Origin of the sequence: Azotobacter salinestris (assembly GCF_009363155.1) — a bacterium.
GTDB classification, from domain to species: Bacteria; Pseudomonadota; Gammaproteobacteria; order Pseudomonadales; family Pseudomonadaceae; genus Azotobacter; species Azotobacter salinestris.
Window position 1 is genome coordinate 3037290 of record NZ_CP045302.1, and the last position, 25716, is coordinate 3063005.

Consider the following 25716-nt stretch of genomic DNA (forward strand, 5'->3'; position numbering starts at 1 on the left):
TTTCATCCCGTGCGCCTCCTCGTGCGCAAGGCGGGCGTGTCCCGCGTTGGCGGCCGTATCGGCGCAGCGGTGGCAAGGGGCTGGCAAGGCAGGATGGAGACGGGTAACCCGCTGCGTCCCGCGGACGCTTGCCAGGCCCGGGGCGCCCGGTCAGGATTGAGCGTCCTGGCCGGATTCAAGGAGAGCCGGTGCCTTCCCCCCTGCGTTCGCGTGTTCTGTGGTTCGTTCCGTTGATGCTGGCCATCGCCGGCGGCTGGTTCTGGCGCGACTGGCGCGGGCCCGAGCTGCCCGGCTATCGCCTGGAGCTGCGGCCCCTGGTGCAGCGGGTAGTGGCCAGCGGCGAGGTCGGCAGCCAGTCCCTCGCCCAGGTCGGCAGCGAGATCACCGGCGTGGTGGCGGCCCGTCATGTGCGCGAGGGCGATGCGGTGCGCGCCGGCGACCTGCTGCTCGAGCTGCGCGACGACGAGCAGCGCGCCCGGGTGCGCGAGGCCGAGGCGGCGCTGGAGCAATTGCTGCATTCCACTCGCCCGCAGGCCGAGGCGCTGCTGCGCGAGACCCTGACCAACCTGGAGCAGGCGCGCCGCGAGCGGGAGCGCCGCGACGTGCTCGCCGAGCGCCGGGTGATCGCCGCCGAGGAGCGCGAGCAGGCGCGCCGCGCCGAGACGGCCGCACGGGTGGCCCACGAGCGGGCGCGGCTGGCCGCGGCGGCGCTGGCCGCGGGCGGCAGCGAGGAGCGGGTGCTGCGCCAGCGCCTGGAGGCGGCGCGCGTGGCGCTGGCGCGCACGCGCATCCACGCCCAGGTCGACGGTACCGTGCAGACCCGCGCGGTGGAGCCGGGCGATCTGGTGCAGCCGGGGCGCACTCTGCTGGAGATCGCCCGCGAGGGCACCCGCGAGATCCTCCTGCCGCTGGACGAGAAGGACCTGGCGCCGGTCGCCCCCGGCCAGCTCGCCCACGTGGTCGCCGACGCCTACCCCGAGCGGGTCCTCGCGGCACGGGTCAATTATCTGGCCCCGGCGGTGGACACCAGCCGCGGCACCCTCGACGTGCACCTGGACCTGCTCGAGCCGGCCGACTTCCTGCGCCAGGGCATGACGGTCTCGGTGAACATCGAGACCGGCCGCCGCGAACAGGCGCTGGTGCTGCCCAACGATGCCGTGCAGGGGCGCGACGGTTCGCGCGGTGCGGTGCTGCGCCTGAACGGCGAGCGCGTCGAGCGGGTGCCGGTGCGCCTGGGCCTGCGCGGCACCGCGCTTAGCGAGGTGGTCGAGGGCCTGGCACCCGGCGACCGGGTGCTGGCGGTGGCAGCCGGGGAGGGCGAGCGCGTGCGCCTGCGCGAGCTGGCCCTGCCGCTGGGGCGGGCGGAGTGAGGGCGATGGGCGATTCGCTGTGGCTCGAGTGGAAGATCGCCCTGCGCTTTCTGCTCGACAACTACCTGCAGACGCTGCTGATCCTGGTGGGGATCACCGTCGGCTGCGCGGTGATCGTGTTCATCACCGCGCTGGTCACCGGGCTGCAGAGCAACGTCATCGCCCGCACCCTGGGCACCCAGGCGCACATCCGCATGCTGCCGCCGGACGAGGTCAACCGCGTGCTGCCCGCGCCGCCCGGGATGCTCGCCCTCGACCTGGAGAACCCGCGGCCGCAGCGGCTGCGCTCGGTGAGCAACTGGCAGGACGTGCGCGACGTGCTCGACCGGGAGCCGCGCATCGTCGCGGTGTCGCCGGTGGTCAGCGGACCGGCCATGGGCCGGCGCGGCGTGGCGCGGGTCTCCGTGGTGCTCCTCGGGATAGAGCCGGAGCGCTACCTGCGCGTGGTGCCGGTGGCCGACGACCTGATCGCCGGGCGCTTCGAGGTCGGCGCCGGGCATGCGGTGGTCGGCAGGGAGCTGGCCGAGGACCTGGGCCTGGACCTGGGCGACAAGCTGCGTCTGGATGCGGGCGAGGGGCGCGAGGCGATCGTCGACATTACCGGCATCTTCGAGCTCGGCGTGCGCGAGCTGGATTCCCGCCACGTCTACCTGGATCTCAAGCAGGCGCAGACCCTGCTCGACCTGCCTGGCGCGGTGACGGTGATCGACACCAAGGTCGACGACATCTTCGCCGCCGAGGACATCGCCGTGCGCCTGGCCCGGCTCACCGGGCTGAAGGCCGAGAGCTGGATGGCCACCAACGGCGAGCTGCTCAATGCACTGCGCTCGCAGACCATGACCACTCAGATGATCCGTATCTTCGTCGGCCTCTCGGTGGCCTTCGGCATCGCCAGCGTGCTGGCGGTGAGCGTGGTCCAGCGCACCCGCGAGATCGGCATCCTGCGCGCCATGGGCAGCCCGCGCGGGCAGATCCTGCGGGTCTTCCTGATCCAGGGCGGGCTGCTCGGGCTGCTCGGCTCGGGCGTCGGCAGCGCGCTGGCCTGGGTTCTGGTGCAGGCCTTCAACCGCTTCGGCGCCCGGCTGTTCGAGATCCTGGTCGAGCCTGGCCTGATTCTCGGCGCCATGGCAGTGGCGGCCCTGACCGGGGTGCTCGCCGCCGCCGTGCCGGCGCGCCGCGCCGCGCGCTACGATCCGGCGGTGGCGATCCGCTATGTTTGACGAAGTCCTGCGCCTGGCCGGCGTGCGCAAGGTCTACAACCCCGGCACCCCACAGGAGACCGAGGTGCTGCACGGCATCGATCTGCGCCTGGCGCGCGGCGAGCTGAGCGCGCTGATCGGCCCCTCTGGCTCCGGCAAGAGCACCCTGCTCAACCTCATCGGCCTGCTCGACAGCCCGAGCGCCGGCGAGCTCTACCTGCAGGACCGGCCGACCCGCGCGCTGGACGATGCGGCGCGCACCCGCCTGCGCAACGAGGCGATCGGCTTCGTCTTCCAGTTCCACCACCTGATCCCGGCCTTCAGCGTGTTGGACAACGTGCTGATGCCGCTGATGATCCGCCACGGCAAGCCAAGTGCCGAGGACACCGAGCGCGCCCGGGGCCTCTTGGCCGAGGTCGGCCTCGAGGGTTTCGCCGCCAAGAAGGCCACCGAGCTGTCGGGCGGCCAGCAGCAGCGCGTCGCCATCGCCCGCGCGCTGGTCACCCATCCGGCCCTGCTGCTGGCCGACGAGCCGACCGGAAACCTGGATACCCGTACCGCGGAGAACGTCTTCGAGCTGTTCCGCCGCTTCAACGCCCAGTTCGGCTGCGCGGTGCTGGTGGTCACCCACGACCCGCGCCTGGCGGCCGGCTGCCCGCGCACCATCGAACTGGTGGACGGGCGGATCGTCGGCGCGCCGGATCAGGCAGCCGGCCCCGCGTCTCCCTGAGCGATTCTTTCCGGAAAGTACGAAGCCTTTGGCCAGGCAGTGAATTTATCGTGGAACGTTAGCCAAATAATCTATAGCTGGCTTACGAAAAAGCCGCGACACCTGCAGACATCCGGCTCACGCAAACGGCCCGGCAGGTTTCGCAGTGCCTTCAGCGTCATTCGTTCCGACTGAAGACTTCCGAAAGTTTGCACAGTTAGGACATTCACGATGAAACGCTTCCTGTCCGTTTTCATGGCCGCCGCCTCTCTTGCCGCACTGAGCGGCGCAATGGTCCAGGCCGCCGAGCAGCCCAAGGCCGAGCAGTACACCTATGGCACCAAGCTGGACATTGCCAAGGTCATCAGCGTCGAAGATCCGGGCAACGTCTGTGAAGTCGTCCCCGTGCACATGGTCTACGAAGACCATCAGGGTCAGCGGCACGTCGTCGAATACAGCGTCATGGGCAAAGGTTGCCAGGGCAACTGATACGAGCCTTTCCCGCCGGTAGCTCCTCTCCAGCAGGCCGAGCCGTGCGGACGCGACGGGGGTCGACTGGCATGAAAGGACCAAGCGAACCGGCGGGGCTTTCGCCCTGGCCGGCCGTGATCCTTGCGCGTAGGCCCCTTGGCGGGGACGCCACGCCTTCCTTCAGCCGACCTGTTCGGGCGGCGTACTGCCGATCACCCCGAGCGGAGTGGTCGTGATCGCCGCCGCACTGCCGATCAGGCTGTCGCCGGCCGCACCGCCCGCGAGGGCCACCGGGGCGAAGAGCAGATTGCCGCTGTCGAGCCGGTCGGCGAGGTCGCCGTCCAGGACGAGCTCGAAGCGCCGTCCTTCGGCATCCGCCTCGAAACTTTTCAGATAGGTCCGCGTGCCGGCCTCGTTCACCCGCACGGCCAGGGTGCCGTCGCGGCCGTCGCCCAGCCCGACGAAGCCCTGCGCCGAGAGGTCGAGGCGGTCCTCGCCGGGATCGAAGTCGAGGATCCGGTCGGCGAAGCTCTCGCTGTCGGTGCGGTAGCTGTCCTCGCGGGCCGAGACGCGAAACAGGCCGGCGCCGCTGCCGCCGCTCAGGCTGTCGCGCCCGGCGCCGCCGTCGAGGATGTCGTCGCCGGCTCCGCCCTCCAGGCGGTCGTCGCCGTCCTTGCCGAGGAGCAGTTCGCTGGCGTTGCCGCCGGCCAGTTCGTCGTTGCCGTCGCTGCCCTCGATGAGGGCGATGCCATCGTCCAGGGCGCCGAAATTCCTGTCGAGGGTGCCGTCGGCATTCAGGCGGATCACGCTGAAGTCGTAGTCGCTGCGGCTGGGGTTATAGCTGGAGCCCGCCACTAGGATCCTGCCGTCGGGCTGCACGCTCAGGCTATAGCCCTGGTCGTCGCTTCCAGCGATATCGAAGACGACCTTGCCATCGTCGCCGAAGCCGCTATCGAGGCTGCCGTCGGCATCCAGCCGGACGAGGCTGAAGTCGTAGTTCCGGCTGCCGGTGTCGTAGCTGTAGCCCGCCAGCAGAATCCTGCCGTCGGCCTGCAGGGCCAGGGCGTGGCTGTAATCGTCGTGGCCTCCCGCATCCACCAGCATCTTGCCGGTGGCGGCGCGGGGAGTGGAGTTCGATGCGCTACTGCTCGGTATCGATGTTTCCATTCAACGACCCTTGTGTGGTTTATTGTTTTTGCGCGATTCAGTCGAGAGCATCTGCCCCTGCCGCCTTGTTGCAGCCGGGGTTAGAAGGTTTGATATGCGCCGCCACCGAAAGCCGCAGGCTGTGGAAGGTCCAGGCGCTGGCAGGAGTTGAACTTCCGTTTTTTCGGGTACGCTGGATTTGGCTCCAACTTCGGCGGTCTTCTCGTGCAAGCTCCCGATTCTTCGAGAGAGCTTCCTGTTAATCAGGTTGCCTCGGGAAGCCGGAAAATACTTGGTTATTGATTTGCCTTCGGCAGTCTTTCAAGACTGTCTTTTTCTGGCCAGGTTCCGTCTCGACAACGTTTCGTATAAAGCCCGGCAGGATTGAATGTGCGGATAAAGGTCCAACTTTTCCCGCGCTTATGGCCGTGTTCCTGCCGTGTACTGAGGGCCTGGTGCCGTTGGTTGCTGCTGAGAAAGCCCGACCGTCCTCGCGACTCTTGCAGGAGATCCTGGTCGAGCCGACCTCGATTCCCGGCGCCACCGTCTCCGCTGGCGCCGGGAGCGTTCGAACGGATCTCCGCTTGCCTTGCCGGCCCTGCGTGCCGCGCCCGGAGTCAATCGAAAGGATGCGCGAGGAAGAAGCGCATCATTTCCTTCGTCGCATCCGGGCCCCGGGGATCGGTATAGGAGCCGCGGCTGCTGCCCCCGGACCAGGCGTGCCCCCCGCCGTGAATCGTCCACTGCTCCACGTGCGGCAGGCCGCTCGGGTGGTGGTAGATGGTGCGGGTGTAGGCATGCCCGTTCGGCGCCTGGCCCCGCTCCACCTTCACATCCGGAGTCGCGCCGGTTTCCGGCTGGGCGGCGGGGCGGGAGGCGGTCGGCGAAAACTGGATGATCACCTGGTCGCCATTGCCGGGATGAACGGTCGTATCGCGGTCCCCATGGAAGACGATGATCGGGACGGGGCGTGCGGGCGCGCTGCCGTTTCCTGTCCGCGTCGCCTGCTGCCCGGCGTGCCTGGCTCCCTGCTGCATCGCGGCGAACGCGGAGGGCAGATCGTGCGCGGCCGCGTGGGGCAGCCCGGAATGGATGCCGGCAGCGGCATACAGGTCGGGATAGGTCATCGCCATCGTCGTTGCCATTGCGCCGCCGGCCGACAGGCCGGCGACATAGATCCGCCGCGGATCGGCCTTGTAGCTTGCCGCGACAGTGCGCGTCATGCCGGCGATCAGCGATGGCTCGCCCTGGTCGGTGCGCTGGTCCGCCGGATTGAACCAGTTCCAGCATCTCGAACAATTCGCCGCGGTCGACTGGGCCGGGTAGAGCACGAGACAGGGCTCCTGCTCGGCAAATTCGTTCATGCGGGTACCGGCGGCAAAATCGTCGGGACTCTGCGTGCATCCATGCAGCATGACGACCAGGGGCAACGGCTGCCCGGCATAGCCGCTCGGGACATACAGCTTGTAGCTGCGGGTACCCGCCGGATTGGTGTACGAGCCCGTGATGAATCGGGCTCCCGCGGGTATCGCATCCGGCGCTTGCTCGGGGATGAGCGGGTCGAAGGCCGGCGTCGGTCCCCGGAAATTGACCAGTTTCTCGCGCAGGACGGCACCGAAGCGCGACGACGGGAAGATCGACTCGATAACGGTTTCGCACTTGTCCCGGGTATCTGCCTTATTCCGGTCGACATTCTGCGCGGTGCTGCCGGTGGCGGACGGGTTCCCATCGATGACCCGGAAGCTGCCTTCGATCAGCGTTTCCCCTGCGCTGTTCTTCGCAGAAGGATTGGCGCTGGGCTGTGGCGCCGAGTGCCCTCCCAGCGCACGTTGAATGAGCGCCGTTGCTTCGCGGAGCTGGCCGGAGCGCGTCAGCCGTGTGGCTTCAAACAGGTCGGAATTGCGTTGTACGTTCATTGCGTTGAGTCTCCTCGGGGCCGCTCTTGCGGTCACCTGATTCTGCCTGCCAGCGCGGCCTTCACCGCGGCGCTGGCATGGAGCGCGCCGAGCACGACGATCGAATCGATCGTCGCCAGCGCGAGTTCGGGAGGCACATCCGTTGCAATGCTGGCAAGTCCCAGGACCTGGATCTGGAGCCGTTGTCCGGCTGCCTGCACGGCCTCCAGGTCGCGGCGGGTGTAGTGCTGCAGGCCGAGGACGAAGGTCTTGCGGGCGACCGTTTCACGAATCACTTCGGCATGAGTCGCCAACTGATTTCGAATCGCCGTGCGAATGAAATCGGTTCGATTCGAATAGAAGCCTTCCTGAACCAGCAGGTCGATCTGTCCCAGGTCGACGACCCCCAGGTTGATCGTGATCTTTTCGGTGGTTTCTCCGGCTTTCGGTCGAAATTCGTGAATGCTCATCACCATCCCCTCGCCATCTATATGGATGGTAGTTCAGCTTGGGTCACAGTGAAGTCAGGGCTGGATTCGAGGAGTTCTTTCCGACGGACGGGGCGCCGGATGAGGGGGAAGGGCCTCGGCAAGGGCGACATCCTCTGGGAAACCAGGCGCGAACCAGGGGTGCGCGTGGACAGTGGATAAAGATCCGAGCAGTTAATGTCGAGTCGAGTTCGACGGGATGCTGAAAATGCCGGGTGATGCCGGACCGGCGAGGGCCGAAGCCGATGGGGCCTTCGGAGTGGCTCGACTGGCGTGCCGCCTTCGATCCGTTCGCGCACCCGTGGGAAGCTCCGCTGAACCCCGGCCGTCCGGCACGACTCTACCTTGCGGGAGGCAGGCGTCCGGTCCTGCCGACAGACGCAGACTGGAGGCCCCGATGGCTCAACTGGCTGGAACACCCGATTGCTGCTGGATGGCGAATGCCCCCGAGACGAACTACCCGGCCCTGAGCGGCACGGTCCGCTGCGACGTGGTGATCGTCGGCGCCGGCATTGTCGGCCTGACCGCGGCGCTGGAGCTGTGCGAGGCGGGCAAGTCGGTCGTCGTGCTCGAGGCGCGCCGGGTCGGCCGCCAGGTGACCGGCCGCTCGACGGCGAAGGTCACCACCCAGCACGCGCTGATCTACCGGCAGCTGATCGACCACGCCGGTTTCGATCTGGCGCGGGCCTACGCCGAGGCCAACCGCGAGGCGGTCGCGCGCATCCGCACGCGCGTCGAGACCCTGGGCATCGCCTGCGACTACGAGCGCAAGTCGGCCTATGTCTACGCCTGCACCGCCGGCCGCAAGGAGGCCATCGAGGCCGAGGCCGAGGCGGCCCGCAGCCTGGGCTTCGAGGCGCGGGTGCTCGACCGCGCGCCCTTGCCCTTTCCCACCCGGGCGGCGCTGGAGTTCCCCGACCAGGCGCAGTTCAACCCGGCCCGCTATCTGCTCGGCCTGGCGGCCGCCGTGCAGGCGCGCGGCGGGCGGATTCACGAGCACAGCCGGGCCGTGCGCTTCGAGCAGAACGGGCGCTGGCGCATCGGCACCGAGGCGGGGGAGGTCAATGCCGAGGCGGTGGTGATCGCCACCAACATGACGGTGTACACACCGCTCGGCTACGCCAACCGCACCCAGCCGCGCTGCCACGTGGCGATGGCGTTCAGGACCGGCGGCCCGGCGCCGATCGACGGCATGTTCATCGACGCCGACGTGCCGACCCACTCCCTGCGCACCGGCCGCGACGCCACCGGTCCGCTGCTGCTCGTCCTGGGGCCGCGCTTCAACACCGGGCAGGACGGCGACATCGCTCGGCGCTTCGTCGATCTGGAGCAGTGGGCCCGGCGTAACCTGCCGGTCGGCGAGGTCGCCTGGCGCTGGTGCAACGAGGATTACGACACCCCGGATCGCATGCCCTACGTCGGCCAGCCGGCGCCGGACAGGGCGCCCGGCCTGTACGTGGCGACCGGCTTCAACGCCTGGGGCATCAGCAACGGCACGGCGGCGGGCCTGGCGATCGCCAGGCAGATCGCCACCGGCACTCCGCCCTGGGGCCGGCTCTACGATCCGGCGCGCCCGGTGCCGGAGCATTTCCACCAGAGCGGCGACACCCAGTCCGCTGTCGAGGGCCTGGAGGCCATCGCCCCCGGCCAGGGCGGCATCATCAGTCGCGGCGAGGAGAAGATCGCCGTCTGGCGCGACGACAGCGGCACCCTGCACGGCCTTTCCGCCGCCTGCACGCACAAGGGCTGCACCCTCACCTGGAACAATGCCGACCGCACCTGGGACTGCCCCTGCCACGGCTCGATCTTCGAGGCCGGCGGCGAGGTGATCCACGGTCCGGCGAAGGAGCGGCTGGCGCCGAAGCCGCTCTAGCCAGGCTGCCGGAAGATCTCAGGCCCGGCGCTGCGCGTCTTCGCGGAAGGACGCCGCGCCGGGCCGGTCGTCCCCGGCGGGCTCCGCCTGCCGGGGGAGCGCTTCGGCCACGACGCGCTCGATGGCCGCGACCACCTGGCCCGGCGCGGCGTAGTGCACCATGTGCCCGGCATCGGGGATCAGCTGCAGATGGCTGCCCGGCAGCTGTTCGTGGAGCCACTCGGCGTGCCGGTCGTGCCTGACCACCAGATCCCGGGTGCCGGCCATGATCACGATCGGCAAGCGCAGTTCGCAGTAGCGCTCGCGCATCTTCATCACGGCCGGGATCAGGGTCACGGCATCCTGGGACTCGGCGCGGATCTGCAGCGGCCGGAGGGGGAACTGGTGGGGAAATTCGCGCTGGAAGCGCTCCGGAACCGGAAGCGGGGCGAACATCACCTTGAAGTTCAGCGGCAGCAGGGGGCCGTTCAGCAGCGGTGTCAGGGTATGGCGCAGGGCGTCGCCGAGCAGGGGAATCGCCGGCGGAGCCGCGGCCAGCACGTCGAGGCGGGCGGTCGCCGCGTAGTAGCCGCCGAGCAGCACCAGGCCGGCCACGGCGTCCGGATGGTTCAGGGCCATCTTCAGCGCAACGAGCGTCCCCCAGGAATGCCCGACGATCACCGGGCGCTCGACGCCGAGCTGCACAAGCGCCCGGTGCAGCAGCTCGGCCTGCCGGGCTGGGGTCCACAGGCTGCCGAACGGCCGGTCGCTGTAGCCGTAGCCGGGACGGTCGAAGGCCAGGACCCGGTGCACCTTGGCGGCCCGCTCGAACACCCCGCTCAGCACGTAGTCCTCGGCGGTCACCGCATTGCCGTGCAGCAGCACGACCGGCGAGCCCTGGCCGCGGTCGAGGTAGTGCAGGCGCACCCCGTCCACCGTGATGAACTGCCCGCTCGGCGGGTGTTCGCGCTCGGCCTGGCGGGTCCGGTAGAAGTTGTAGAGGGCCAGGGCCAGCAGAGCTGCCACGAGGAACAGCGCCAGGGCCGTGGTGGAGTCGAACGGGGCTTCATTCATTGCAGTCTCTCCCGGGTATCGGCCCGCGACCCCTGATGCACCGAGCCGGGTGGCCGAATGTTCCAGTCCCTTGTGGACACTAGATTTCATTCTGGCCGCTTTTCTTCAGGCAGGAGGACAGGCGAAGTCCGCCAGGGCAGATCGCCGCGAGGTGCCTTGTCTGGCTGGGGCATTGCGGGGGCGGGAGGGGCGGGCTGTCGCGGGGGCGGCGAGATCGCGAACCGGCGCGGGGCGGCCGTTCACGATCCCTCTTTGCGCCAGCGCTCAGGCGGAGACGTGGACGACTCCGCCGCGGCATGCCCTTTCCCGTCTGCGGGAGAAGGCCGGGGAGCGGGCGCCTATACGCACTCGAAATAATCGAAGCCGAAGCGCTTGCGGAACATGTCCTGCGCCAGCTGCCGCACGCCGGGGTTGGTCGCCGGGTTTTCCAGCAGCTCTATGCACAGCCGATCCATGTACGCGATGCAGTCCCTGATACGCCGTTTCCTGCGCGCGCGTTCCATGTCGACTATGTTGCTCATGACGTTTCTTCTCCTCGTTGACGAGTCTGGCCAGCGCTCTGGGGCAGGCCTGCTGCTGGGCTGTGGTTGTGTCTTCTGTCCGCTCCGTCGTGCGAGAGGCGGGCGGCAGAGACGCGGATGAACGGGAGCGGACGGCTGCGCGGCGCTAATGCCGGCGGTCGGGCCCCGGTCGGGCCTTGCGGGCGGGGGATGGGACGGGAGGCGAGGGGAAGGTGTTCATCGCTCGACCACCTCCTTCGGGAAGTGGTGCAGCTTCTTCAACTGGGCGCGGCGGTGGCCGTGTGCCGGCAGCACCGAGTACACCTGGAGCAGCTCGCCGCTGATGCTCCGCAGGACGACATAGCTTTTGCCGTCAAACTCCCGGACGGTGCTCCGGGTCATGCTCGGCAGTTGCATAACTTCTACCCTCGCATACTGGACGCGCTTCGCGCGTCGACTCAAGGCGGTGGCATCCCTGGTTGATTGTCCCTGTCTTCAATATGGAATCGACTCTTCGATGGCTAACGTTAGGGCCCTAACCTATCGCTTGTAAACGCGCATTGGACGAATGGACGAAGCGGCGCCAGCGCAGCGGGCCGATACGAAAAATCCTTTCGGATCAGCCTGCTGTTATCTGTATGTTTGTACAGTTGGCGGCACGGTACGGGCGCTTCGCCGCTGCGCCCGTGCCGGGTGGCAGAGAGGCCGGTACACAGGTGCCGACCCGGCCGCATTTCTCGCTGCCGTACAGGGACCGGCCCGCCGGCTGGATGCCGCAGCGCAGGCTGTCGATGTGGGGGGAGGTGTGCAGCGAAGCGGGGCAGGGCGGCGTAGAGGGGCGTCGCCGAAAGCGCCATCACCACGTGCAGAGGCTTTTCGTCTTGAGCGCCACGGCGAAGATCTCGTCCGGGTAGTTCCGCTCGTCGAGGCATCTCAGCAGGGAGGTTCGGAACAGTTCGTTGCTTCTGGCCGGCCATGCCAGCAAGGACATGCCGATTCTCGTGCTGACGAGTTTCGAGCATTCCCGAACCGTGGACAGGTGCGACTCCAGGTTTATGTTGGGACCTTCGACTATCGCCTGGACAACGATCTTCTGGGTCCCGTAGTGGAAGGTCGGCGAGGTGGGGCCGAACGGCCCGTCGCTTTTCCAGCCGACTTCCCTGCAGGAGGCAAGGTCGAAATAACCCAGGTCGAGTTCGACGGCGCTCGCCGCAAGGACCGGGCCTGCCAGCAATGCGGCCAAGACCGGCAGGAATGGCTGCTTGTTCATTTCTTTACGGCCCTCTCGCATACGCCCGGTTTCAGGTTTTCGGCGGCGCGCCGTTGTGTTTCGTATTCATTGCCCAGCTCGCTTTTGAGCCGGTTGATCTCGAGGGAAAGGGACGTGCTGTCCGCTCTGGTCTGTCCCGTCCTGTTTTTCACGCGTTCTTTCAGGTCTTCGATTTCCTTCTGCAGGGCGATGATCTTCTTTGTGGTGAGTTCCACATTGATCCGGCTCTCCACGAGGGCGATGCCGTTTTCCGCCTGACACTTCAGCACCTCGACTTCCTGTTTCGTGGCGAAATAGTCGCGGACGAAAAAGAGGCCCCCGGTCAGGCTGGCGATCAGCAGGATGATTTCCTTGTACTGTTTGGCGATTTCGAGAAATTGATTCATGGGCGACAGGGCCGGAGAAGTGGCGGGAGGGTGCGGAAAGGACGGCATCGTCCGTTGTGGACGCGCCGCTTCCGCGCTGATGGGGCCGGCGTCGGCAGAGGGCGGCGCTGGCGCCACTGCGGGGGTGAAGGCAGTCGGTCGCCGGCGTGCCGGTCACCGGGGGGCGATCGCGCTGACCCGCTTCCAGCGCTCGACCGTGCGCAGGGTGCCGAGCCCGAGCATCCCGAAGATCAGCTCGAACAGCACATCGTCGAGCGAGGGCAGCGGCGGCGCATTGGTGACGCCGGCCACGGTCAGCAGCCAGGGCAGCAGCGGCCTGATCAGGAACTCGTAGGCGAGGCCCGCCACGCACACGTAGCCCGCCAGCGGTCGCCAGCCGGCCTGGAATCCGGACTGGCTGGCGGCTTCGACCTCGTTGATCTTCGCCTGCGCAAGGTTCGTCTGCAGGGCCGTGTCCAGCTCCTTGAAAGCGTCGTCCTGCTGGAGCCTGAGCAGCTCGAGCTGCGCCCTGGCCTTGGCCTCGGGATCGGGAATCACCCGGTCGAGCAGATGGCTGACGGTCGGCAGCAGGGCGCCGGCGGTGGAGAGCAGGCTCATGGGCTCACCTCGCGTACGGCTTCCAGCGCCCGTGCGTAAAGCGGGCCCCAACTGCTTTTGTGGGGTTTTCCCGGGCGCCAGGTCCTCAGATACAGGTCCCAGGCGGCGCCGACCGCGTCGACGGCCGGCAGCGGCGCCGGGTCGGTCCACAGCAGCAGGCGGGCGAACGCGGCGGCGAGGGTGTCGTCGCCCTCGAGGGCGGCATGCACAGCCGCCCCTGCCGGTTGAACGCCACGGGCATTGCAGACCTGCAGGGCGTGGGCGTGGCTCGCGGCATGGCGCAGGACGCCGCGCACGCCGGCCGGCTCGAACATCCAGTAGCCATGGGCGGGGCCGCCGATCTGGTGACGGTAGCGGAACGCGGACTCCTGCAGGCCGATGGCCAGGAGCATGACTTCGGCCGCCGGGCTGGTCATGCGGGCGGGCAGCAGGGCCAGGGCCGGGGCGATGGCCTGTTGACGGACTTCGGATAGGTGCATGGGAGCCTCCGGAAGCGCTCGCGCCAAGGCAAGGCTTCGAGCGTGTCGAATGAGGGGATACCTTGGGGAGGGCTGTGCGGCCTGGTTATCCGGCGTGCTGGCGAGCCGGCCGGACGACCAGGGGGAGTAGCCGGGATCGCCGGCCGCAAGCGGCCGGCGTGCGCCAATGGAAAGCCCGCGCGGGGCGGGCTCTTCATCTATCTGCGACGCTCAGTAATGCAGCAGCTCCATGCTGTGCCAGATGGCCCGGCTGCCCTCGGTCAGCAGCGTGGTAGCGACCGGATCCTCCTGGTTGTACACCCCGGCCTTGAAGTAGAGGTTCTTGCTGTCCCAGGTGCTGTCGAAGCTGAGATCGATCGAGCCGGCACGGTCCCCATGCTGCACGCTCACCTTCACCGCGCGGGTCGAGGAGGCGAAGATGCTGTACGAGAAGCTGGAATTCAGCGGGACGCTCTGCAGGATCACGTAGTTCACCGGGTCCACCTGATTGTAGGTCTTGCGAAAGCCGACCCGGATCTTGCCGTTGTCGAAGAACAGCTTCAGCGGCGGCCGGTCGTTGTTGACCACGTGGATCTGGCCGATGACGGTCTTGCCGGTACTCGGCAGGGACTTCATGGTCAGCGCCGAGCGCAGGTAGTGGTTCGGTTTGGAGGCCAGGGTGAAATTGCGCAGCGTGCGGGTGCCGGGAACGATTTCCCGGAATTCGGTGCGGGTCCTGTCGGTGCTCTCGGTGCTCGCCCCTTTGGTCGGTGCCCACAGCTCCAGCTCGCCGCTCGGCAGCGTCTTGAAGAACTCGTTCTCGGGGAATTCGCCGGGCCAGTAGGTCTTGGCCGAGCCGTCCGTGATGGCCTCGGGGGTGGTCAGATTCACGCGGGTCAGATCGATGGTAGCCATTGCTCGTTTCTCCTCTGTTGATCAACCGGCAGCGCTCCGATGGGCTCGGAGTCGTCTGCCGCGCAGCTCCAGCCAGTACGGGGCGTACTGGAACTGGCGGTGCCCCTTGTGCCGCGCCCCGTCGGGGCGCGTGCGGCGGGCCGGGTTGCCGGCCCGGGATTCCGGGTATGCGGGTGGTCGAGCGTGGCGGGGGCGGCCGTGGCATGGCCGACGCCGCCACGTTCGGGAGGGGGAAATGAAAAGGCCCGCACGAGGCGGGCCCGGGGCGGAGCGGATTTCCGGCAGCGGCATGCGCTTGAAAGGCGGCGTTAGCCGATACGGCCCCGTCGTGGTGCGGTTGCCGGAGACCCGGCAGTCAGGTGCGTTCCGTTTCGAGCTTGTGGATGATCGCCCGCGACCCGGCGTCCGGCGGAGTCAGGTCGGTGGCGTCTTCCTGGTTGTAGAGCCCGGCCTTGAAGTAGAGCAGGCGTCCCACGTAGGACGGCAGCATGTTGAAGCGGCACTCGCCTCGGCGCGCGCCGTGGGCGAGATTGATCGAAACCACCCCGCCCTGGCTCACCCCGACGGAAAAGCTGATGCGCTCGTCGAGGGGAATGCCTTCCAGCAGGACGAAATCCGGATCGCTCGTCTGGTTGCAGTGCTGGCGCACCTTGGCGCGGATGGAGCCGTTGTCCCAGAGGATCTTCAGCATCGGCCGGCTGATGTCCTTCACATGGATCTGCCCGATGACCACCTTGCCGTTCGGGGTGACCTGGCGCATGGTCATGGCCACGCGCAGGTACTGGGACACGTATTCGCCGAGTTGCCAGTTCTTCAGGGTCGTGGTGCCGGGGACGATCTCGCGGAACTCCGTGCGGGTGCGTTCGGAGTTTGTAGTCGTGGCGCCTTTGGTCGGCGCCCAGAGGGCAAGGTCGCCGCTTTCGAGGATGGAGAAATAGTCGCAGGTCGGGAATTCGGGCCAGTAGGTAATGGCCCCTCCGGCGGCGGTGACTTCCGGGGTGGTGAGATTCCAGTAGCTGAGATCGATCATTTACTGTTCCTCTTGGTGGGTGCTGCGGCAAAGCAACGCCATGGCCCGCTAGGCGACGGGACGCGCCGCGCAGCGGGTCTTCGGCGGGATGGCGAAGTTGGAAGGCTGGCGCCGGATGGGGGCGCCGAGGCCGCGCCGGGCACCGGGCGAATGGCTGCCCGGCGGGCAGTGTCCGAACGGGCCGGCCCGAATGGGCGGGCGGGAGTCGGCCTGTGCGAATCGCGGTGGCTTCCCGTCGAGGGCACGGTCGTGCAGGCGCTGCTCCGGACGTCCGAGGCAGCCGAAGCTGCCATAGTCGGAACCTGTGGCCCGGCGCTTATGGTCTGGAGCGGCCATGCGATGCCTCCGGTGGCGGGGTGCGGGCATGAAAAAGCCCGCACTGGGCGGGCTGCTGGAGTTTCGGTGTGTCGATCGCCGCCGGGCATGCCGACGCAGACCTCAAGGCGCAATGCGCAACGGACCGGGCCGGGAAGCGCCAGGGGATGTCCGTATCGGTGCGGCTGTCGGGCTGGCGTATCCGGGGCTTTCCCCGGGCCGGAAAACGAAAAGCCCGGCCGAATCGCTTCGGGCCGGGCTCGGGGGACTTTCGCAAGGGCGTTACTGTTGGACGATGAAAAAAGAATTGCTCAGGCGCTCACGACCGTCAAGTCGCCTCGTCGATCAGCAGGCCTTCGTCCTGCAGGATCGCCTGCACCTGGACCAGCGCCGCGTCCACCATGGCCTCCAGTTCCTTGCGGATGCCGGCGCGCCAGCGTCGGCGGGTCTGCTCCGGCCTGCCCTCCGGATCCCAGGTGTTCATGTCGTAGAACTCCGCGGGCAGCACGAGCATGTCGGTCGAGCGCCTGCCGCTGCGTCCCTTCTGCTGGGGGATCGCCCAGGTGGTCACGGCCTTGTAGCGGAACAGCTGTGGCGCCGGTGACCTGAGCTGCGGCACGAGCCGGCCGATGGCCTCCACCTTGCGCGCATTGTGCGTGCTGTATCTGGCCACCAGCACATGCCAGAGGCGTGGTGGCAGTTCGCGGTGCAGACGGGCATGCACCAGGCAGTCCAGGGCGAGCCTTTCCTGCGCCGTCGAGCGGGGCCCCGGGCGCGGGCCCGGACTGGCATCCCGGCTCAGCCGCTGCCAGGCCTGCTTGCTCGCCGTATCGATACAGTCCTCCGCCAGACAGCGGATGACAGCGCTCAGTGCGTCTCGGTAGATCACGGGCATTCCCCCTCGGATAGGATGATTTCCAGGGTTTCAGGCGAAAAAAGGCTTGTTTTCTGAAGGCGGCCGAACGCGGGGTGCAGGCAGGGCGCCGTGGGGGCTACGGCGATCCGCGATTGCCAGCGGGTTGTCCCCTGTTCGCGGTAATGCCGGCGTGCGGGGCGAGGGCGACGCCGGCAGGGGCCTGCCGGGGCCCCTGGCTGGGGTGACTGTCCATGGCTCGCTGCTGCCTCATGGCGGGCTCCCTTCGCTTGGTCTAGAAAAAAATTCAAGCATGCTTGTTTTATATGGGCAAGCATGCTTTGCAAGTCCCCTTGTATATTGCCGCCATGAACATCACGGATCGAATGACGCGGTTGATTCTGGCGAGAAGGCCAAGGGTCGGCGCGCGCGGGATAAGACGGGCGATCGCCGATGCCTGCGGCATCAGCTACGAAGCCGTGCGGCAATGGTTTTCGGGGAATACCGGAAGCATCAGGAACGAGAACCTGATCGCCATTGCCGAGACCTTCGATACCACGATCGACTGGCTGCTGGCGGGCGACGGGGAACCTCCCCACCGGGCCCCGGCCGAAGGCGGCGGCACCCTCCTTGCCGAGCACGTGCCGAGCCTTTCCCTAGACGCCATCGCCTCGCCCCGCTCGCGGCTGTTTCTGGAGCGGATCGCTAGCGCCGCGGCCGAGGGCCGGCTGAGCGAGGACGATCTGGCGCTGCTGGATCAGATCGCCACGCGCCTCGAAAGCGCGTCCGGGCGGGCGGTCTCCCCGGACAATTCGGAGAGTCATCAGCGCTTGAGGAACAAGCTCAGGAGAAATGATCCCACTGCTCGGTAGCGACGCTTTCGCCGGCCAGCTCGGCCCGCCCAGGAATCGTGGGGCCAGCCCCATTTTTCGAGCCAAGATCAGAGTCGACGGTGCTTCCCTGCACTGCTACGTCAAACCCCTGCCTGACCGCATCCGGTGCCCGGTGAGCGGCAGGGAGGTCGCGAATCAGGAGATTGTGAGCGAGGCCCTGGGCTATGTGCTTGCCAGATCGGTCGGCCTGAAAGTGCCTGACGTCGCGGGCATCATCCTGCTGGAGCCCCGGCAGATCCCGAAGGAGCTGCATCCGGCCCTGCGCGAAGCCTGCGGCGGCAGGGCGCAGAGCGACTATTTCTGCTGGTTCAGCAAGGACATGAAATATCCCAGCCTGCGTCAGCTGCATCTGGACGACGTGCGGCATCCCTGGCTGCAGAAACTTCGCGGTCGCCGCCTGGCCCGGCAGTTGGCCGATAACCCGGAGTCCTCCAGCATAATAGTGCTGGACCAGTGGCTGCTGAACAGCGACAGGAACATCGGTAATCTGCTCGAATCTCCTTGCAAATCGCTTTTTCTCATCGACCACGGCAGATTGTTTCATTATCCCAACTGGGAACCCGGCCGGATTGGAATGGCGCCCTGGCCCTGGGAAAACAGACTGCAAAAGTTGATAGACGATTTCATTCCCGATTGGAGTGAAGCGCTGCCCAACAAAAGCGCCCGTGCATTGGCCTATAATATTTTTGCTGTCAGCTTCAGGGAGACTGGAGCGGAAGCTGCCCGGATAGTATTGTCGGAGTTCTTCGAGCACACGGAAATCGAGGTTATCCTCCGGCTCCTGGCGGAGCGCCTCGAGCAGGAACAATACACCGAGGCTGCAGACTTCATTCCATGAGCTCCACCGCACGACTTCGCACGCGCTTGATCGAGCAACAACCGAAGCCGCAGTTGGTCACGGGTCGATGGCGCACTATCAGCCTGTGTCTGGATGAAGATGCCGGCGAGTTTTTCAATGTCGGCGTGTTGTTCGTCCATGACGAGCAGGTCGAAGTACGCATGCTCGACAACTTCGACCGCTTGAAATGTCTCTTCGACGGCCGCATCGATGTCGACGAGCTGTTTCGCACGCTCCACGAGATCGAGGTCGCCATTCTCCTCCATGGTCCGGAACTGCCGGACGAGCTGGGCAGCACCATTCGCCTCGGCGTGCCCCTGTACGCCTCGGGATTCAGCGCCAGGGAGGTGCTGGACGAGTTCTTCGCCGATGTCGTGACCCTGGGCAGACCGAGGCGCGGTACCCGGGAAGTTGCATTCCGTTATCAATCCACCCTGAAGCTGCGCAACAGCATCTTCAACTTCATGCAAAAGCGGATGCAGGCTCAGGCTTCGCGAATCATTCGGCCGGCGCGTTATGAGCTGAGGCTCGGCAGCGGTCACCGCTTTGAAATGGATATACCGCTGATGAGCGATACGGCTTCGGGCAGTATCGTTTCTGGTTGGTACAAGAACCCTTTGGTAGTCAAGAACAGTCTGCTCCAGGCTTCGGCGGATCTGAATCTCATGCGCAGCAATACGCAGCGCGATCAGGCGGTAATATCGATTCTGGTGCCCGACAGGGAAAGTGGATTGACGACCAAGGAATACGGAAGACTGCTGGATACCACCCGCGAACAACTGGAGCGTATCCGCGCAACGGGCATCGAGATCATCGAAGCCAGCTCCACTCTGGAACTTGCCGAGCTGACCAGCGCCTGGTGGGGCAATTGCTGTACCTGAGCATGGTTGCCTGCGCAACGAGTCTTTTTATTGCTCTTGCGGGTTTTCTTCTTCCGCAAAAAGTGGCCGGATCCCCCGTCGATAAGAGACCAATCCACCCGGCTCGGATAACTTCGCGGCGCATACATATCGGGTGGAAGTTTCAATCGAAGTTGTTTCCTCGCCGTTTCACCACGCAGAGCGGCGAAGCTTCGTTCATGCCCGCATCGCCCCCTCGGCAATTTCCTCCCGCCAGGTGCGCTCCAGACGTTCGGCGATGAAGTCGAGGAAGCGCCGCACCTGCGGCGCCAGGTGACGGGTGTGGGGATAGACGGCGTGCAGCGGGGCAGGGGCGGAGGGGGCGGCAATACCTGCTGCAGGCGGCCGGCCTTGAGGTCGGCGGCGACGTCCCAGAGCGATTTCAGCACGATGCCGGCGCCTTGCAGCGCCATGGCATGAGCGGTTTCCCCATCGTTGCACAGCAGAGTGCCCTGGATGTTCAGGCGCAGGCCGCTGTGGGGGAACGGCCATTCCGCCTGTTCGTGCCGGCCGATCAGGATGCAGGCGTGCTGCTGCAGGTCTTCCGGATGCTGCGGGCGGCCGTGCCAGTCGAGGTAGTCGGGGGCGGCGCAGAGCAGCCGGTGATTGGGCGCCAGTTCGCGACCGATTGCGGCTGGTTGTAACGGATGGCCAGGTCCACGCCTTCCTGCACCAGATCCACCAGGTTGTCGTCGAGCTCCAGGCGCACCCGCAGGTCCGGGTATCGGTTACCGGGAATGCGCGGAAAGCCCCCTGCTTCTAGTGCGGGGATGAATAGCGCGCAGCGCGCAGCGCTCCCTCCGTGGCTTGCCCTCCAGGCATGTCTTGTATATATAAACAGTATGAGGCAGGCCAAGACCCTGAAGGTTCGTATTCGAGACAAGCACGCGCCGCTGCTCCGGCAGATGGCCCGCAGCGTGAACTGCGTCTGGAACTATCTGAACGCACTCAGCTGCCGAGCCATTCGGGAGCGCGGTCTGTTTCTGTCCGCCTACGACATGGACCGCTACACCCAGGGCTCCGGCAAAGAGCTGGGGCTCCATTCCCAGACGCTGCAAGAGGTGTCGCGGGAGTACGCCACGCGCCGCAAGCAGTTCAGGAAGGCTCGCCTCAACTGGCGCAAGTCAGGGGGTGTCCGTCGCTCGCTGGGCTGGATTCCCTTCAAGTCGGGCGCCGTTCAATGGAAAAGCGGGCAGGTCTGTCACAATGGCCACTGCTTCAAGGTCTGGGACAGCTACGGCCTGGGCCAGTACAAGTTCCGCTCGGGCAGCTTCAGCGAGGATGCACGCGGCCGCTGGTATTTCAATGTCGTCGTCGAGGTCGAGGTGCAGCCGTCGCTCGGGCAGGGGGCGGTCGGCATCGACCTGGGGCTCAAGGACGTGGCCACCTGCAGCGACGGCACGAAACTGGAGAACGGCCGCTTCTACCGTGACCTGGAGCCGAAGCTGGCCATCGCCCAGAGGGCCGGGAAGAAGGCCCGTACCCGGGCGATCCACGCCAGGATCGCCAACTGCCGCAAGGATGCCCTGCACCAATTCAGCCGGCAACTGGTGAACCGGTACGGCGAAATCCATGTGGGCGATGTGTCGTCCGCAAAATTCGCGAAGACCCCAATGGCCAAGTCGGTGCTCGATGCCGGCTGGGGCCAGTTGAAGACGCTGCTGGAATACAAGTGCGCTCACGCAGGCATCGTCTTCAGGGTGGTCGACGAGCGCTACACCACCCAAGCCTGTTCGAATTGCGGCGCTCTGCCCGATTCGCGGCCGAAAGGTATCGCAGGACTTGGAATGAGGGACTGGACCTGCAGTGTGTGCGGTGTCACGCACGACCGCGACGTGAACGCGGCCAGGAACATTCTCGCGGCCGGGCATGGCCGTCCAGTAGTGGGAATCCCCTTCCTTTCCGCCTAGGGCGGCGAGCGTTAGCGAGAGGGAGGGGAGGATGTCAAGGAATGTTGCGATCAGCGGCACCAGATGGCGGCGGCCGAAGCCGAAGGGCGCGCTGATGCGCAGCAGCCCCTCGACCCGCTGGCCGCGCTGCTGCAGCCAGGCCTCGGCCGCGTCGATTTCGGCGAGGATGCGCCGGCAATGCTCGTGGAACCGCCGGCCCTCGTCGGTCGGCGCCAGGCGGCGCGTGGTGCGTTGCAGCAGGCATACGCCGGTGCGCTCTTCCAGGCGGGCGAGGCCAGGGACAGGCCGGCCTCCCGGGCTGCCGCCGAGAGGCTGCCGGTAGCGAGGATGCGCTCGAACAGGCGCAGATCGGAAAGGTCGCTCAGCATGGGATTCTCTATTTCTATCGCCAGGGCTCCTCTCCATTATGGAAATAATGGGTGCGATCGTTCTGCCCATAATGCGCGTCCAATTCAGGAGGTCTGTCGCCATCCGTGCGGAGGCGAATGCAGGCCATGCCCGCACCACGGGCTCATCAAGGAGGAAGATCCATGCATACCCGTCGCCAGTTCCTGCAACGTGCCGCCCTGCTCGCCGCCCTGGCGGCCACGGGCCCGCTGCTGCGCTCGCGCGCTCTGGCTGCCGAGCCGCTGCTCGCCCGGCGCATTCCCTCTAGCGGCGAGGAGCTGCCGGCAATCGGCCTGGGGACCTCGCGGACCCACGATGTCGCGCTCGACGAGGAGTCCCTGGCGCCCCTGCTGGAGGTGCTGCGCACCCTGGTCGAGGGCGGCGGCAGCCTGGTCGACACCGCGCCGAGCTACGGCCGCGCCGAGCGGGTCACCGGCGAGCTGGCTCGGCGCCTCGGCGTGCGCGACCGGCTGTTCCTCGCCAGCAAGGTGTCTTCCAGTGGGCGCGAGGCCGGCCGCCGGCAGATCGAGGCCAGCTTCAAGGCGCTGCAGACCGACCGCATCGATCTGATGCAGGTGCACAACCTGCAGGACACCGCCACCCAGCTGGCCCTGCTGCGCGAGCTGAAGGCGCAGGGGCGGCTGCGCTACATCGGCGTGACCCACTATCGGGACTCGGCCCACGACGACCTGCTGACGGTGCTGCGCCGGGAGAAGGTCGACTTCGTGCAGTTCAACTACTCGGTCGGCGAGCGCAACGCCGAGAAGCGCCTGCTGCCGTTCTGCGCCGATCACGGCATCGCCACCCTGATCAACCGGCCGTTCATGCGCGGCGAGCTGTTCGCCCGGGTCAAGGGCCGGCCGCTGCCGCCGCTGGCGCAGGAGCTGGGCGCGAGCTCCTGGGCGCAGCTGCTGCTCAAGTACATCCTCGCCGAGCCGGCGGTCACCGCGGTGATTCCGGCCACCGACAAGCCGCGCTACATGGCCGACAACCTGCTCGCCGGCCAGGGCCGCCTGCCGGATGCCGGGCAGCGCGCGCAGATCGTCGAGCTGTTCTCCTGAGCCGGGGCCGGCGTATGTCAGCGACCCTGTCGCCACTGCGGCGCCTCGCCGCTCTGATCAACGCCGGTCCCGGCGAGCTGGCCGCGGCGCTGTCCGGCTTTGCGCTGTTCTTCTGCCTGTTCGCCGGCTATTTCATGCTGCGGCCGATCCGCGAATCGATGGGCGTGATGGGCGGGGTGGAGAACCTGCAGTGGCTGTTCAGCGCCACCTTCGTGGTCATGCTGGCCGCCGTGCCGCTGTTCGCCTGGCTGAATTCGAGGGTGCCGCGGGCGCACTTCATCGACTGGGTGTACGGCTTCTTCAGCCTCAACCTGCTGCTGTTCGCCGCGCTGTTCGTTGGCGCGGAGGAGAACGTCTGGCTGGCGCGGACCTTCTATGTCTGGCTGTCGGTGTACAACCTGTTCGTCGTCTCGGTGGCCTGGAGCCTGATGGCCGACGTGTTCGACGGCCATCAGGCCAAGCGGCTGTTCGCCTTCATCGCCGCCGGCGCCAGCGTCGGCGGCCTCACCGGGCCGGCGCTGAGCACCCTGCTGGTGGAGGCGCTCGGCCAGCCCGGTCTGCTGGCGCTGTCCGCCGGCCTGCTGCTGGCGGCACTGGCGCTCAAGCAGTACCTGATGCACTGGCGCGCCGTCGGCGGCGCCGGCCGGCCCGGCGCGCAGCCGTCGGAGAGTCCGCGCCGGCCGGTGCCGGGCAATCCGTTCAGCGGCCTGACCCGGGTGCTCGGCTCGCCCTACCTGCTGGGCGTCGGCGCCTTCGTGATCCTGCTGGCGACGGTCAGCACCTTTCTCTATTTCGAGCAGGCGCGCCTGGTCGCCGAGCTGTTTCCCGAGCGCAGCGAGCAGATCCGCGTGTTCGGCCTGCTCGATTTCGTGGTGCAGGCCGGCGCGCTGCTGTCGCAGCTGTTCGTCACCGGGCGCATCGCCGAGCGCCTGGGCGTGCGGGTGCTGCTGGCCTGCGTGCCGGTGCTGATGTGCCTGGGCTTCGTTGTCCTGGCGCTGCTGCCGACCTTCGCCGTGCTGGCGCCGCTGATGGTCATCCGGCGCATCGGCGAGTACGCCTTCGTGCGGCCGGGGCGGGAGATGCTGTTCGCCCCGCTGGATGCCGAGAGCAAGTACAAGGCGAAGAACTTCATCGACACCGTGGTCTACCGCGGCGGCGACGCCGTCAGCGGCTGGGTCAAGAGCGGGCTCGACCTGCTCGGCCAGGGCGCCTGGCTGGCGGCGCTGGTCGGTGCATTCTGCGCCGCGCTCTGGGGACTGCTCGGCTGGCGGCTGGGCGGGCGGGCCGACCGCGAGGCGTCCGCTACAGCGGGCGAGACGCCCTGAGCCCGGTCCGCCTCAGTCCTCCGGCTGCTTGAGCAGTGTGCCTTCGGCATCGCGGACCCACAGGCGGACCGGGATGCCCTGGGCCACGCTGCGGCCGACCGTGCAGAACTCCTCGAACTGCCCGAGGATGCGCGGCAGGTGCTCCAGCTCCGCGGCGCGGCGGCCGAGCTGCAGTTCGATGCCGATGCCCAGCACGCGCAGGCGGTTCTGCGCGTTGCGGCCGATTTCGGCGCTGGCCTGGCATTGCAGGGGCTCGGCGTCCTGCTTGAACTTGCGCAGGGCGAACAGCAGGCTGGCGGTCAGGCAGTTGGCTACGGCGGAGAGCAGCAGCTGCACCGGGCTCGGACCCTGGCCGCTGCCCAGCGGTGGCGGTTCGTCGACGATCAGCGGCGGCTGGCCGTCGCCGAAGTCGAGGCTGCAGCGGTAGTCTTCCAGCTGCTGCAGGGTCAGGGTGACGCGTTCGGTGTCGCTCATGGGAAGCTCCTTGCTGGGGGGATTGCCGGCCGCCGGATCGCTGCTACCCTGCGGCGTGGCCCCGGCTATCGGCCGGGCGCCGGTTCGCGAGGGAAGAGAATCCAGGACATGTCCGACACTATCAAGGTCTGGGACGCACCGCTGCGTCTGTTTCACTGGTCGCTGGCGCTGGCCGTCGGCGGCGCCATGCTCAGCGGCTGGCTGGGCGGCAATCTGATGGTCTGGCACGGCCGGCTGGGCCTGCTGATCCTCGGCCTGCTGGCGTTCCGCCTGCTCTGGGGCCTGCTCGGCTCGACCTACGCGCGCTGGTCGCGGATTCTCGCCGCGCCCCTGCGCCTGGGCGACTACCTGGGCGGGCGCTGGCGGGAGGTCGGACACAATCCGCTGGGCGCCCTGTCGGTGCTGGCGCTGCTCGGCCTGCTGGCTTTCCAGACCCTGAGCGGGCTGATGGCCAGTGACGACATCGCCTTCCAGGGGCCGCTGTACCGGTTGGTGGAGGCCGACACCAGCGCCTGGCTGACCGGTCTGCACCGGCAGGCCTGGTGGCTGCTGCTGGGGCTGATCGGCCTGCATCTGCTGGCGATCCTCTTCTACGCTCTGGTGCGTCGGCAGCCGCTGGTGCGGGCGATGATCGGCGGGCGCAGCCCGCGGATCCATCCGGAGCAGCGCGAGGCCAGCGGCGGGGCGCCCTGGGCGCTGGCCGTGGCGCTGGCCGGCGCCTTGCTATTGGTCTGGGGCGTGCAGTCGGCGGTCGTCTGGCTGGCACCGCCGCCCGCCCCGGAGGTGCCGGCGACGCTCGACTGGTAGGTGGGGGCCGGCCGGCAGGCGCCGGCCGGTGGTCGGATCAGTCCGTGCGGAACTGGTCGTGGCAGGCCTTGCAGGTCTTGCCGACCGCGCCGAAGGCGGTCTTGATGCGCGCCTGGTCGCCGCTGGCCGTCTCGCTGGCCAGCTTGTTGACGGCGCCGGTGAAGTCGCGGGCCAGCTTGTTGGCTTGGTCGAGGTTTTGGAAGAACTCCGGCTTGAGCCTGGTCTTGTCGCCCATCTTGTCCGTGGCGGTGCCGGGGGCGAACAGGGAACCCATGCCGGAATTGGCGATGGCGGCGATGGCGCTAGCGGCGGCGGCTACCTGATCCTTGTTGTAGGGCACGCTGCCGTCCACGACCTGAGCCTTGATCCTGCCCATGTTCCAGGCCATGAAGTTGTAGCCGGCCTGGCGGTACTTGATCTGGTCCTCCGGCTTGAGCTGGGCCTGGACACCCAGGGCGGCCAGCAGCAGGGCGGCACCGAGGCCGCCGATCATCAGTTTCCTCACGATATCTCCTTGTTGGTTCCGGGATGTTTTCCGGTAGTGGCGGACGGCCGGGAGCCGTCCGCGCGGGGCTATACTCCCCGCCAAACTGC

The 25716-nt window shown here is 67.3% G+C and carries 27 protein-coding genes and 2 pseudogenes; 12 read left to right on the forward strand and 17 right to left on the reverse strand.

The genetic code is table 11. The features are described 5' to 3' along the window. Window positions 1-233 precede the first annotated feature (233 nt). The 4 genes from GCU53_RS14000 (at window position 234) to GCU53_RS14015 (ending at window position 3767) form a co-directional block, all read left to right on the forward strand. Window positions 234-1370, forward strand: a complete 1137-nt coding sequence (locus GCU53_RS14000; RefSeq protein ID WP_152389902.1) for an efflux RND transporter periplasmic adaptor subunit — start codon at window positions 234-236, stop codon at window positions 1368-1370. Between the two features lie 5 nt (window positions 1371-1375). Next, entirely contained in the window at window positions 1376-2590 is a 1215-nt protein-coding gene (locus tag GCU53_RS14005) for an ABC transporter permease (protein ID WP_152388157.1), read from the forward strand. Next, window positions 2583-3299, forward strand: a complete 717-nt coding sequence (locus GCU53_RS14010; protein ID WP_152388158.1) for an ABC transporter ATP-binding protein — start codon at window positions 2583-2585, stop codon at window positions 3297-3299. Before GCU53_RS14005 ends, GCU53_RS14010 begins: the two co-directional genes overlap by 8 nt. A 210-nt stretch (window positions 3300-3509) precedes the next feature. Beyond that, window positions 3510-3767 carry a DUF2790 domain-containing protein gene (locus tag GCU53_RS14015; protein ID WP_152388159.1) on the forward strand — a complete coding sequence of 86 codons (258 nt, stop codon included), beginning with the start codon at window positions 3510-3512 and terminating at the stop codon, window positions 3765-3767. Between the two features lie 219 nt (window positions 3768-3986). On the opposite strand, the pseudogene GCU53_RS14020 reads toward GCU53_RS14015, so the two are convergent. The 3 genes and pseudogenes from GCU53_RS14020 to GCU53_RS14030 all read right to left on the reverse strand — a co-directional run. Next, window positions 3987-4859, reverse strand: a pseudogene (locus tag GCU53_RS14020) (delta-60 repeat domain-containing protein); the annotation flags it as partial. Window positions 4860-5512: 653 nt separating this feature from the next. Further along, a complete protein-coding gene (locus tag GCU53_RS14025; protein WP_152388161.1) occupies window positions 5513-6811 on the reverse strand; it encodes an extracellular catalytic domain type 1 short-chain-length polyhydroxyalkanoate depolymerase in 1299 nt (432 codons plus the stop codon). Window positions 6812-6843: 32 nt separating this feature from the next. Continuing rightward, the gene (locus tag GCU53_RS14030; protein WP_152388162.1) at window positions 6844-7260 is read right to left on the reverse strand and encodes a CopG family transcriptional regulator; all 417 of its coding nucleotides are present in this window, start codon (window positions 7258-7260) and stop codon (window positions 6844-6846) included. Between the two features lie 415 nt (window positions 7261-7675). Here GCU53_RS14030 and GCU53_RS14035 point away from each other — a divergent pair, with 415 nt between their 5' ends. After that, window positions 7676-9151, forward strand: a complete 1476-nt coding sequence (locus GCU53_RS14035) for an FAD-dependent oxidoreductase (RefSeq protein ID WP_152388163.1) — start codon at window positions 7676-7678, stop codon at window positions 9149-9151. A gap of 18 nt (window positions 9152-9169) precedes the next feature. Here the strand turns inward: GCU53_RS14035 and GCU53_RS14040 are convergent, their stop codons facing one another. From GCU53_RS14040 to GCU53_RS14090, 11 genes are all read right to left on the reverse strand, one after another. After that, a complete protein-coding gene (locus GCU53_RS14040) occupies window positions 9170-10204 on the reverse strand; it encodes an alpha/beta fold hydrolase (RefSeq protein ID WP_152388164.1) in 1035 nt (344 codons plus the stop codon). Window positions 10205-10542: 338 nt separating this feature from the next. Then, window positions 10543-10725: a hypothetical protein gene (locus GCU53_RS14045; protein ID WP_152388165.1), complete on the reverse strand. Its 183-nt coding sequence runs from the start codon at window positions 10723-10725 to the stop codon at window positions 10543-10545. Between the two features lie 216 nt (window positions 10726-10941). Beyond that, a complete protein-coding gene (locus tag GCU53_RS14050; protein ID WP_152388166.1) occupies window positions 10942-11121 on the reverse strand; it encodes a hypothetical protein in 180 nt (59 codons plus the stop codon). Window positions 11122-11560: 439 nt separating this feature from the next. After that, entirely contained in the window at window positions 11561-11974 is a 414-nt protein-coding gene (locus tag GCU53_RS14055) for a hypothetical protein (protein ID WP_152388167.1), read from the reverse strand. Next, window positions 11971-12360, reverse strand: a complete 390-nt coding sequence (locus GCU53_RS14060) for a hypothetical protein (RefSeq protein WP_152388168.1) — start codon at window positions 12358-12360, stop codon at window positions 11971-11973. Before GCU53_RS14060 ends, GCU53_RS14055 begins: the two co-directional genes overlap by 4 nt. Before the next feature lie 153 nt (window positions 12361-12513). Then, window positions 12514-12957, reverse strand: coding sequence for a holin family protein (locus tag GCU53_RS14065; protein ID WP_152388169.1), 444 nt, complete (start codon window positions 12955-12957; stop codon window positions 12514-12516). Further along, complete coding sequence (locus GCU53_RS14070) at window positions 12954-13436, reverse strand: hypothetical protein (protein ID WP_152388170.1); 483 nt, start codon at window positions 13434-13436, stop codon at window positions 12954-12956. Before GCU53_RS14070 ends, GCU53_RS14065 begins: the two co-directional genes overlap by 4 nt. 210 nt (window positions 13437-13646) lie before the next feature. Next, window positions 13647-14330, reverse strand: a complete 684-nt coding sequence (locus GCU53_RS14075) for a polysaccharide lyase family 7 protein (RefSeq protein WP_152388171.1) — start codon at window positions 14328-14330, stop codon at window positions 13647-13649. 355 nt (window positions 14331-14685) lie between these two features. Continuing rightward, window positions 14686-15360, reverse strand: a complete 675-nt coding sequence (locus GCU53_RS14080; RefSeq protein WP_152388172.1) for a polysaccharide lyase family 7 protein — start codon at window positions 15358-15360, stop codon at window positions 14686-14688. A gap of 48 nt (window positions 15361-15408) precedes the next feature. After that, entirely contained in the window at window positions 15409-15696 is a 288-nt protein-coding gene (locus tag GCU53_RS14085) for a hypothetical protein (RefSeq protein ID WP_152388173.1), read from the reverse strand. A 307-nt stretch (window positions 15697-16003) separates the two neighbouring features. Beyond that, window positions 16004-16570 (reverse strand): hypothetical protein, encoded by a 567-nt coding sequence (locus GCU53_RS14090; protein ID WP_167520071.1) that lies wholly within the window; start codon window positions 16568-16570, stop codon window positions 16004-16006. A 326-nt stretch (window positions 16571-16896) separates the two neighbouring features. On the opposite strand from GCU53_RS14090, the gene GCU53_RS25745 reads away from it, so the two are divergent. From GCU53_RS25745 to GCU53_RS14105, 3 genes are read left to right on the forward strand one after another with little or no spacing between them, the layout of a single operon-like run. After that, window positions 16897-17400 (forward strand): helix-turn-helix domain-containing protein, encoded by a 504-nt coding sequence (locus GCU53_RS25745; protein WP_208845263.1) that lies wholly within the window; start codon window positions 16897-16899, stop codon window positions 17398-17400. Next, window positions 17381-18259 (forward strand): hypothetical protein, encoded by an 879-nt coding sequence (locus tag GCU53_RS14100; protein WP_152388175.1) that lies wholly within the window; start codon window positions 17381-17383, stop codon window positions 18257-18259. Before GCU53_RS25745 ends, GCU53_RS14100 begins: the two co-directional genes overlap by 20 nt. Continuing rightward, window positions 18256-19140 (forward strand): DUF3037 domain-containing protein, encoded by an 885-nt coding sequence (locus tag GCU53_RS14105; protein WP_152388176.1) that lies wholly within the window; start codon window positions 18256-18258, stop codon window positions 19138-19140. Before GCU53_RS14100 ends, GCU53_RS14105 begins: the two co-directional genes overlap by 4 nt. Before the next feature lie 383 nt (window positions 19141-19523). Here GCU53_RS14105 and GCU53_RS26785 read toward each other — a convergent pair. Continuing rightward, a pseudogene (locus tag GCU53_RS26785) lies at window positions 19524-19883 on the reverse strand (LysR substrate-binding domain-containing protein); the annotation flags it as partial. 117 nt (window positions 19884-20000) lie between these two features. Between GCU53_RS26785 and GCU53_RS14115 the strand changes: the two are divergent. The 3 genes from GCU53_RS14115 to GCU53_RS14125 all read left to right on the forward strand — a co-directional run bounded on the left by GCU53_RS14115 (window position 20001) and on the right by GCU53_RS14125 (window position 23841). Next, window positions 20001-21068, forward strand: a complete 1068-nt coding sequence (locus GCU53_RS14115) for an RNA-guided endonuclease InsQ/TnpB family protein (RefSeq protein ID WP_152388177.1) — start codon at window positions 20001-20003, stop codon at window positions 21066-21068. 530 nt (window positions 21069-21598) lie between these two features. Beyond that, a complete protein-coding gene (locus GCU53_RS14120; RefSeq protein WP_152388178.1) occupies window positions 21599-22516 on the forward strand; it encodes an aldo/keto reductase in 918 nt (305 codons plus the stop codon). A 14-nt stretch (window positions 22517-22530) separates the two neighbouring features. Further along, window positions 22531-23841, forward strand: a complete 1311-nt coding sequence (locus GCU53_RS14125) for an NTP/NDP exchange transporter (protein WP_152388179.1) — start codon at window positions 22531-22533, stop codon at window positions 23839-23841. Between the two features lie 12 nt (window positions 23842-23853). Here GCU53_RS14125 and GCU53_RS14130 read toward each other — a convergent pair whose 3' ends face one another. Next, entirely contained in the window at window positions 23854-24315 is a 462-nt protein-coding gene (locus GCU53_RS14130; protein ID WP_152388180.1) for an OsmC family protein, read from the reverse strand. 108 nt (window positions 24316-24423) lie between these two features. Here GCU53_RS14130 and GCU53_RS14135 point away from each other — a divergent pair, with 108 nt between their 5' ends. Further along, a complete protein-coding gene (locus tag GCU53_RS14135) occupies window positions 24424-25122 on the forward strand; it encodes a cytochrome b/b6 domain-containing protein (RefSeq protein ID WP_152388181.1) in 699 nt (232 codons plus the stop codon). Window positions 25123-25159: 37 nt separating this feature from the next. Here GCU53_RS14135 and GCU53_RS14140 read toward each other — a convergent pair whose 3' ends face one another. Next, window positions 25160-25615 (reverse strand): c-type cytochrome, encoded by a 456-nt coding sequence (locus GCU53_RS14140; RefSeq protein WP_152389904.1) that lies wholly within the window; start codon window positions 25613-25615, stop codon window positions 25160-25162. Window positions 25616-25716: the final 101 nt, after the last annotated feature.